The sequence below is a fragment of the Massilia sp. IC2-477 genome, assembly GCF_020707265.1.
Classification (GTDB): domain Bacteria; phylum Pseudomonadota; class Gammaproteobacteria; order Burkholderiales; family Burkholderiaceae_D; genus Telluria.
The window spans coordinates 1-8,409 of the sequence record NZ_JAJFEQ010000025.1 but is presented as its reverse complement, the minus strand read 5'-3'; the positions used below and the strand labels follow the sequence as shown (position 1 = coordinate 8,409).

At 68.1% G+C, this 8,409-nt stretch carries 6 protein-coding genes and 1 rRNA gene; 1 reads left to right on the top strand and 6 read right to left on the bottom strand.

The genetic code is table 11. The annotated features are described in order from the left end of the window. Window positions 1–2 precede the first annotated feature (2 nt). Window positions 3–115: ribosomal RNA gene (gene rrf / locus LK542_RS24630) — 5S ribosomal RNA — on the top strand. Window positions 116–176: 61 nt separating this feature from the next. Here rrf and LK542_RS24625 read toward each other — a convergent pair. From LK542_RS24625 to LK542_RS24600, 6 genes are all read right to left on the bottom strand, one after another. After that, window positions 177–1,310: a VWA domain-containing protein gene (locus LK542_RS24625; protein WP_227813967.1), complete on the bottom strand. Its 1,134-nt coding sequence runs from the start codon at window positions 1,308–1,310 to the stop codon at window positions 177–179. A 1-nt stretch (window position 1,311) separates the two neighbouring features. After that, window positions 1,312–3,522, bottom strand: a complete 2,211-nt coding sequence (locus LK542_RS24620) for a DUF5682 family protein (RefSeq protein ID WP_227813966.1) — start codon at window positions 3,520–3,522, stop codon at window positions 1,312–1,314. Between the two features lie 7 nt (window positions 3,523–3,529). After that, complete coding sequence (locus tag LK542_RS24615; RefSeq protein WP_227803626.1) at window positions 3,530–4,624, bottom strand: AAA family ATPase; 1,095 nt, start codon at window positions 4,622–4,624, stop codon at window positions 3,530–3,532. After that, on the bottom strand, window positions 4,621–6,210 hold the full coding sequence (locus LK542_RS24610; RefSeq protein WP_227813965.1) for a DUF5691 domain-containing protein: 1,590 nt from the start codon (window positions 6,208–6,210) through the stop codon (window positions 4,621–4,623). The genes LK542_RS24615 and LK542_RS24610 overlap by 4 nt, the downstream gene beginning before the upstream one ends. Next, complete coding sequence (locus LK542_RS24605) at window positions 6,207–7,574, bottom strand: SWIM zinc finger family protein (protein WP_227813964.1); 1,368 nt, start codon at window positions 7,572–7,574, stop codon at window positions 6,207–6,209. Before LK542_RS24605 ends, LK542_RS24610 begins: the two co-directional genes overlap by 4 nt. A 77-nt stretch (window positions 7,575–7,651) precedes the next feature. Beyond that, complete coding sequence (locus LK542_RS24600; RefSeq protein ID WP_227813963.1) at window positions 7,652–8,110, bottom strand: MarR family winged helix-turn-helix transcriptional regulator; 459 nt, start codon at window positions 8,108–8,110, stop codon at window positions 7,652–7,654. Window positions 8,111–8,409 lie beyond the last annotated feature (299 nt).

The window sequence follows — 8,409 nt, the reverse complement described above, 5'->3', positions numbered from 1 at the left end:
AGCCTGATGACCATAGCAAGTCGGTCCCACCCCTTCCCATCCCGAACAGGACCGTGAAACGACTTTGCGCCGATGATAGTGCTGCAACCAGTGTGAAAGTAGGTTATCGTCAGGCTAGTTATATGCAAAGCCCGCTCAGTTAAGACTGAGCGGGCTTTTTGCTTTGTGCTTTCCGTTCACGCGTGAACGATGCCTGCCTGCGCAGCCCACTGGTCCAGGCTGCTGCGCTTGATCGCCGCCGCCATCATGTCGGGGAACAGATCCGGTGTGCAGGCAAACACCGGTGCGCCCATGGCGGCGAGCTTGGCGGCGTTGTCCCGGTCGTAGGAAGGCGCTCCGCGGTCATCGAGCGCCAGCAGCACGATCAGCTGCACGCCGCTCCCGACCAGTGCAGCCGCACGCCTGAGCATCTCATCGTTCTTCCCGCCTTCATACAAATCGCTGATGAGCACGAAGATCGTGTCTTTCGGCCGCGTCACCAGGCCCTGGCAATAGCCAAGCGCGCGGTTGATGTCGGTGCCGCCGCCGAGTTGGGTGCCGAACAGGACTTCCACCGGGTCGTAGAGCATCGGCGTCAGGTCCACCACCGCCGTGTCGAACACCACGACCGAGGTGCTGACCGACTTGATGGTCGCCAGCACCGCCGCGAACACGCTCGCATACACGACCGAAGGCGCCATCGATCCCGACTGGTCAATGCACAGCACGATATCGCGCAGGGTCTGCCCCTTGCGCCCGAAGCCGATGCGCGTTTCCGGGATCACGGTGTTGTACTCGGGCTGGTAATGCTTGAGGTTGGCGCGGATGGTGCGCAGCCAGTCGATCTCGTTATGCCGCGGCCGGCGGTTGCGCACCGCGCGATGCAGCGCGCCGCTGACCGCCTGGCGCATCGGGCTCGCCAGCTTGTTCTCCAGCTCGCGCACCACCCGTTCCACAACTTGCCGCGCGGTCGCGCGTGTCTTGTTGGGCATGACGCGGTTCAGGCTGAGCAGGGTCGCGACCAGGTGCACGTCCGGCTCCACCGCCATCAGCATCTCGGGTTCGCACAGCATCTGCTGCAGTCCGAGCCGCTCGAGCGCATCCTTCTGCATCACCTGCACCACCGAGGAGGGGAAATACTGGCGGATGTCGCCCAGCCAGCGCGCCACGCTCGGCGCCGATCCACCAAGCCCGCCGCGGCGGCCGGGCTCGTTGTAGAGCGCAGTTAGCGCACTGTCCAGCGCAAGGTCGCCGGCGTCCAGCTTGATCGTGTCATCGGTCCCGCCTCCCAGCACCAGGCGCCAGCGCCGCATCGCTTCTTTGTCATCCATGTCATTCACCCTGCGCCGCAGCAGCGGTCGTCGCGTTTCCGAGGATGCTGCGCAGTACCGGCAGCACGCGCCTGGCGCGCTCGAGGTCGAGGTCGGCCGGTCTCGTCGCCGCCAGGCGCTGGCCACGCTTGCCGGCCAGGCTGCGCTCGGCCAGCTGGCGGCGCTCGGGCGCCGTGAAGCTGCCAAAAGTACGCCGTAGCAGCGGCAGCAGCTCGATGAAGCCTTGTTCCGGCTGCGCCATCAACCAGGCATTGACCAGATCCCACAGCGCATCGCTCTGCGCCAGCAGGGTACCGCCACCGCCGAGGAATCCCTCCAGCCACTGGGCCGTCACGAGCGGCTGCATGGCGCGCGAGGAGCGCAACGACAGCTGGCGCGCCGCCTCGTCGAGGGACCAGTGCTGCTGCTCGCTAAGGATGCGCGTGGCGCGTCCGGCGATCAGCGAATGGACCTGGTCTGAACGGGCCAGCTTTTCCAGTGTGTCGAACCACGCGGCCAGCAAGGCATCGTCCTGGAAGCGGCGGATCGCCGCGTCGCCTGCGACGAGCTGCCGCAGGAGGATGCCTGCGGCATCGTCGGCCAGCGCCCGCGCACCGAAGGGCAGGGCGATGCAAGCCCTTGTCATCAGCCCACCCGCGACACCCGCTAGTGCGCGCGTGTCCGTACCGCGCACCGTCCCGTAGCGGATGGCGTCGACCAGCGGCCCGATGGCCTCCAGCAGGAAGCCGGCATCGGCCGTCGCCGCCCCGCTTTCCTGAATACGCGCCATGACCGCTTCCACCGCCCCCTGCAGGTCGGCGAGCAGGATCTCTTCCATCAGCGCCGTCAGTTCCGGCAGGCTTTCGGCCCGCGCGCCGCGCTCGATCGCCCGCGCGGTGGCAGCCTGCTCGAGCGTCGCGCCCCAGACGCTGGCTTCGATCAACTGGATGGAAAATTCGGGCTCCCACGCCAGGCGCCACAGCTCGTGGAAGGTGCCGGTCTTGCCCTGCGCCTGCTGTCGGCGTCCCCACTGCACCCCGATCATCGCCAGCCGATGCAGCAGCACGCTTTTCTCCAGGTGCGCGCCCTGGCGCAAATCGAGATCGAGGTCGGTCGTATCGGCCCGCACCGGCAGCCGCAGGCGCTTTTGCAGCGCCTGCACGTCCTGCACCAGCGGCACCGTCGGCACGTCGGCGGGCACGTCGCCCAACCGGTCCTTGACCAAGAGTTCGCGCTCGATCAGGCGCAGTGTGACGGCGTTATCCTGGCAGAACACGACGCGCACGGCTTCCAGCAGTTCGTCGAGCCCGGTGCGCGGCCGGTGGCGCAGCGCCGCCAGCCCTTCGGCCAGGCGCAGGGCTTCGATCACCTGGGCCGAAGAGGCATCGAGGTCGTGCCGGCGCAGCAGGGCGGCGACGTCGGTCAGCCAGAACAGGCCGGCCTCGTCGCCATGCTCCCAGACGTGGTGATACCAGCCAGGCGAGGCCACGCCCGCACCGTAGCCGCTGGCGAAACTCAGGCGACCGTAGCTCCACGGGATCCAGGTGGCCAGCACCTTCTCTTTCGGCAGGCCCTTGAGTAGCGTGGCGTCGCCTTTGGCACTCGCCTGAGCCGCCAGCGCCGGTACATGCCAGGCGCCACAGACGACAGCAATCCGCGCGAATCCTTCCTTCTCCGCAGCGCGGATGGCGTTGCGCATCCATGCTTCACGGCGCTGTTCGCGCAGCGGTTCCGGCACCCGCGCCACCTCGCGTACGGCAGTCATCATTTCTGCCACGGCCGCGAACAGGTCGAGACTGTCGCGCCGCTGCTCGACCAGGTGATCCCACCAGGTCTCGGTGTCGCCATAGCCCGCGGCCTGCGCCAGCCAGCGCAGCGGATCGTCCCGGACTTCGTCCGGCGCGTCTTGCTGTTCCTCCGCCAGGCGATGGCTCTGCGGCAGGTCGCAAAAGCGCAGCGGCACGCCGTGCTCGTTCGCGTAGCGCATGGCTTGCCATTCGGGCGAATAGGTGGCGAAAGGGTAGAACACGGCGCGCTGCGGCGCGGCTGCCGCATACAGCAGCAGGGCCACCGGCGGCGCCAGTTCCGGCCTGCCTGCAAACGCGACCAGGCCGTCCGCTTCGGGCGGACCCTCCACCAGCACGCAGTCGGGCTGCAGTTCGCGCAAGGCCTGCAGCAGGCTGCGTGCGCAGCCCGGACCGTGGTGGCGAACCCCGAACAGGTGGACGCTCATGCCGCCCTCAGTCCATCACTTCGCGGCAGGCGCGGTACAGGTCTTTCCAGCCGCTGCGTTCCTTGACCACCGTCTCGAGGTACTCGAGCATGGCGACGCGGTCCTGTACCGGGTCCTTGACGATCGCGCCGACCATGCCGGCCGCCAGGTCGGCGCCGCGCAGCACGCCGTCGCCGAAGTGGGCGGCGAGCGACATGCCGTGCGTGATGACCGAGATTGCCTCGGCCGTGCTCATGCTGGAGGTCGGCGCCTTCAGCTTGACCTTGCCGTCTTCGGTGGTGCCGTCGCGCAGCTCGCGGAAGACCGTGACGATGCGCCGGATCTCTTCCAGCGCCGGCACTTCGCCCGGCAGTTCGAGCGCGCGGCCCATGCTGGCGACCCGGGTCTGGACGATGCGCACCTCCTCGTCGGCCGTGCGCGGCGGCGGCAGCACGACGGTATTGAAACGGCGCTTGAGCGCGCTCGAGAGTTCGTTGACGCCGCGGTCGCGGTCATTTGCCGTGGCGATGATATTGAAGCCCTTCTGGGCCTGGATCTCGTCATCCAGTTCGGCGATCGGCAGCACTTTCTCCGACAGGGTGCTGATCAGGCTATCCTGGACTTCGCCCGGAATGCGGGTGAGCTCCTCGATGCGGGCGATCTTCCCGTCGCGCATGGCGCGCATCACGGGGCTCGGCACCAGCGCGTCCATCGACGGGCCTTTCGCCAGCAACTGCGCGTAGTTCCAGCCGTAGCGCAAGGCTTCCTCGCCGGTGCCGGCCGTGCCCTGCACCACCAGGGTGGAGTCGCCGCTGATCGCCGCCGCCAGGTGTTCCGAGACCCAGGACTTGGCCGTCCCGGGCACCCCGAGCAGCAGCAGGGCGCGGTCGGTCGCGAGGGTGGCGACAGCGATCTCGATCACGCGCGCATTGCCGATGTACTTCGGACTGATCTCCACGCCGTTCTCCAGCCGGCCTCCCATCAGGTAGGTAGCCACGGCCCAGGGCGACATCCGCCAGCGCGGCGGCCGCTGGCGGTCGTCGCCCGCGATCAGGGCGTCGATCTCCCTGGCGTACTGCGCTTCCGCATGCTGGCGGAGGACGGTGGTGGTCGATGCGGTCATGCGGGCTCCTGGAAAGAAAGCGACATCTCGTGACGCAAGCGCACGATGTCGAAGAAACTGGCAATGTGGTGGTTGATTCCGCCCTCGGGCGCTCCCGCGCCCCAGCCGGCTTCCAGGCCGGCGAGCGATTGCGGCTCGACGACGCCGGCCAAGCTCTCGAGGGCCACCCGGAGCTCCCACTGGGCTTCCGGCATGTCGGGAAGGGCGCCCAGCAGCCGCGTCACGATCTCGCGCGACAGGGCCGCGGGCAGGACGCCGGCGCTGCGCCTGGCGGCCTGGCCGAGCAGGTCGATGAGGACCAGCTCACGCTTGCCCCAGCTGCGGGGACTGGCCTTCACGAGTTCGGACAGGTGCGCGTGCACGTCGGCGGCAGGCATGCGCGCGTACATGTCGAAGAAGTCTTTCGGATACTGCTGCCGCAGCTGCGCGTCGGCCGACATCCAGAACAGCAGCAGCGCGTGCACCCAGCCGGACAGCTCGCCCGGCGCGGCGACACCGCGCACGACGGCGCTCGACCAGCCGCGCACCAGGGCATGGGCGAAATCGCTGCGCGCGGCCATCGCCAGCAGATCTGCCGGACTGGCGCCGAAGCGCGCCGTCCAGACACGCGGGTCGGTGGCGGCGAGCAGGTCGACCAGCCAGCCTGCTTTTTCGCCCAGTCCCGGATGCGCCGCGGCACCGACACCGTCGCGCGCCATGGCCTTGTCGAGTGCTTCTGGCAGGGTGACCTCGATGCCGCTGCGGCCCAACAGCGAGCGTTTCGGCTGCAGCAGCGGCTCGCTCCTGGCCTGCATGCGCCGGCGCAGCGCGGAGCCGGGCAGTTGCACCAGCACGGCCTGCGCCGCCACGCGCACCTCCTTGCGGCGGTCGTCGAGGGCACTTTCCAGGAAGGCTTCGTCGGCCGGCCCGAGCCCGACCAGCAGGCAGCCGAGCAGCTGCGCGCGCCGGTCCGGCGGCTCGCTCGCCCAGGCCTGCGCGAGCGCCTCGCGGGCGGCGTCCGGATCTTCGTACCGCCACTGCGCCAGGGCGGCATGCCGCTGTTCGGCGCTACCGGTTTCCCACACTGTGAGCCGGTCTTCCCGGGCGACTGCCGGCGCGGCCCAGGACCAGGCCGGATCGAAGCGCGACAGCCAGCGTCCACGTTCGCCCAGCACGTCGGCCACATCGGCCTGCAGTTCGGCGTGCCGCGTGGCCAGGGCCAGCAGGTTGGGCAGAAAACGCGCCGGCAGGCAGCCGCCGTAGCGCTTCAGTTCACGCAGCCATTCGCGCAGCAGTACCGGCTTCTGGCCGCCCTGCAGCAGGCGGGCCAGCAGGCTTTCCGCGCCCGCTGGACAGGTGCGCAGCTGCTCCGCGCCGCTGGGCGCCGGCGCTGCTGCCAGGTCCACGGTGGTCGGACGCAGGCCGGCGCGTGCCCACAGCGACCAGGCGCCGAGCGACAGCCACAGGCGCGATGCTGCGCCTGCGTCCGAGGTGTCGGCAGGAGGCATCAAGTCCGCGAGTTCGGCCGGCAGCTCGGGCAGCTGAACGCCGGCCGCGCGCGAGGTGCCCACCTGTAGCAGCCCATACAGTTTGCCGGGGTCGCTCATGCGAGGAACTCCGTCTCGAAATTCAGGAGGCGGCCCCCGTGCCAGCCACTTAGCGGCAGGAAGGCGTGGCCGTCCCATTCGCCCGCGAGTGTGAGCGGATGGCCGCCGCTGAGGGCGGCCAGGTGCATCGGATGGCGAAAGCCCGCGTCCAGCGGAAGCACGCTGCCGTCGCTGGCGTGCAGGGTGCGCGCGGCGATATCGGGGACCACATTGGGCAGGACGGCCGGCCAGCTGTCGAGGAAAGGCTGGCTGGCCACTGCGGCGGCATAGGCGTCGAGCAGGGCGGACACGCCTCCTGCGGCCGGGATGCCATCTTCGATCGGCATGGCCGGCGCCTGCTGCCTGATGAGCGCACGCAGTGGGAGCGCGCCCGGATAAAAGCATAACTCGCCGTCGAACTGCGTCCCGACCGGAAGGGCCTGTTCGAAACCCTGGGCGCCGACGGCGAACTGCAGCAGCAGGGCCCAGCGTCCCGTAGCGGCGCCATACAGCCAGGTGGCGCGGCTGCGCATGCGCTCTTCTTCGCCGCTGCGCTGGGCCAGGATCAGCCAGCGATCCGTGATGGGCGGCTCGGCCAGGACGTCTTCCTTCGCCATGCTGATACCGACGAGCGCACGCAAGTCGCGCTGCAGTCCTTCGGGCAGGCGCTCGAGGCCTTGCCAGGCCGAGCTCAAGAGGTACAGGGATGCGAGTTGGTCGGCGACGCGCCGCTCCCAGTCGGGCACGTTGGCCTGGAAGCACAGCGCGCCGGCACGCCGCAGGCGCGGCGCAAGGCCTCCCGCCTGCGCGTCGACCAGGCGCGCGGCCATGCCGTCCCAGAATGCCGGTCCGCGCTCGCGTACGCCGGCCAGTCCTTCGCGCGCCAGGTCGTGCAGCCAGGTCTGCAGGTCGGCCAGGCCGCGGCTGACGTTCTGCTCGCGCTTTTCTTCACGCTTGCGCGCCTGTGCTGCCGACGCTTCGGCCTGGGCCGGTGTTTGCACGGCCTTCTCGGCCTTCTTCTCCTGACGTTGCTGGCGGCTGTCCAGCCAGTCGCTCACCCATTGCGGCGGCGCCGCTTCGGCAAAGAGGCCGGGCTGGGAACTCAGCAGAAGGTACAGGCCCAGGCCGTGCTTGCACGGGAACTTGCGGCTGGGGCAGGTGCATTTGAAGGCGGGTTCGCCGGTGTCGATCTGGGTACGGTAGGGCGTCTTGCCGCTGCCCTGGCATTCGCCCCAGAGCGCACGTTCGTCACGACCGATGCCGCTCCACTTGGCGGGCGTGGCCAGCTGGCTGCCGGCTTTTGCCGAGGCAGCGTCGGGGGCCAGCGAAAGGATTTGGTCCGAGGTGAGCGTCACGCGCAAACCCATCGATAAGGGATGCGTCACTATACCTTGCCCCTTCGCCGGCAAGAGCGGTGTTTGCTATGCGAGGCAGGTAAAGTGGCGCCGCGAGGCGGCGTGGCTTAGGTGGCGCTGTCGTTGAGGTTCTTGCGAAGGTCGACCAGCTGGTCGCGCAGCCTGGTGACTTCCTCGACCGAGCATTGGGTTGCGCATAGCACTTCCGGCATCATCGACGCCGCTTCCTGGCGCAGGGCGTTGCCCTGTTCGGTCAAGCTGATGATCACCTGGCGTTCATCGTTGCGCGCGCGGGCACGCTGCAGCAGGCCTTGCGCTTCCATGCGCTTGAGCAGTGGGGTCAGGGTCGCCGAGTCGAGGAACAGGCGTTCACCGATATCCGACACGGTGAGCTGGTCCTGTTCCCACAACACCATCATGACGAGGTATTGCGGGTAGGTGAGTCCCAGCCTGGGCAGCAGGCCGCGGTAGACCCGCATCATCGCGAGCGAGGTCGAATAAAGAGCGAAGCAGAGCTGGTCGTTCAGCGCCGGCGCCGCTTTGTTGGCTGGATCGGAGGACTTCATAGGAAGAATATAGGTCGCACACAAGCTAATTGCAAGCAAGCGTTCGGGTGAGACGACGCCGTCCCGTGGGGCCGAACTTTTTTCGAGGTCTCCGATCAAACCCCCTTGCGATGTCCAACGAACGTTTGCTATAGTGCGCGTCCGCTTCAGGAGCGCTGCAAGGCGCGACCGAAAAAACGTTAACGGAATCAAGTGGTTACGTTAGCAATGTCCGCAGAAAAATTCTGCGCTGAAGCAAAAACAGGATTGACGAGCATCGCGAAACACTGCATAATCTCATTCCTCTGCTGCTGACGAAC

Coding starts and splice junctions, on each gene's coding strand:
- LK542_RS24615 (WP_227803626.1), bottom strand. CDS start 4,624: ATGACCGCATCGACCACCACCGTCCTCCGCCAGCATGCGGAAGCGCAG.
- LK542_RS24610 (WP_227813965.1), bottom strand. CDS start 6,210: ATGAGCGACCCCGGCAAACTGTATGGGCTGCTACAGGTGGGCACCTCG.
- LK542_RS24600 (WP_227813963.1), bottom strand. CDS start 8,110: ATGAAGTCCTCCGATCCAGCCAACAAAGCGGCGCCGGCGCTGAACGAC.
- LK542_RS24620 (WP_227813966.1), bottom strand. CDS start 3,522: ATGAGCGTCCACCTGTTCGGGGTTCGCCACCACGGTCCGGGCTGCGCA.
- LK542_RS24625 (WP_227813967.1), bottom strand. CDS start 1,310: ATGGATGACAAAGAAGCGATGCGGCGCTGGCGCCTGGTGCTGGGAGGC.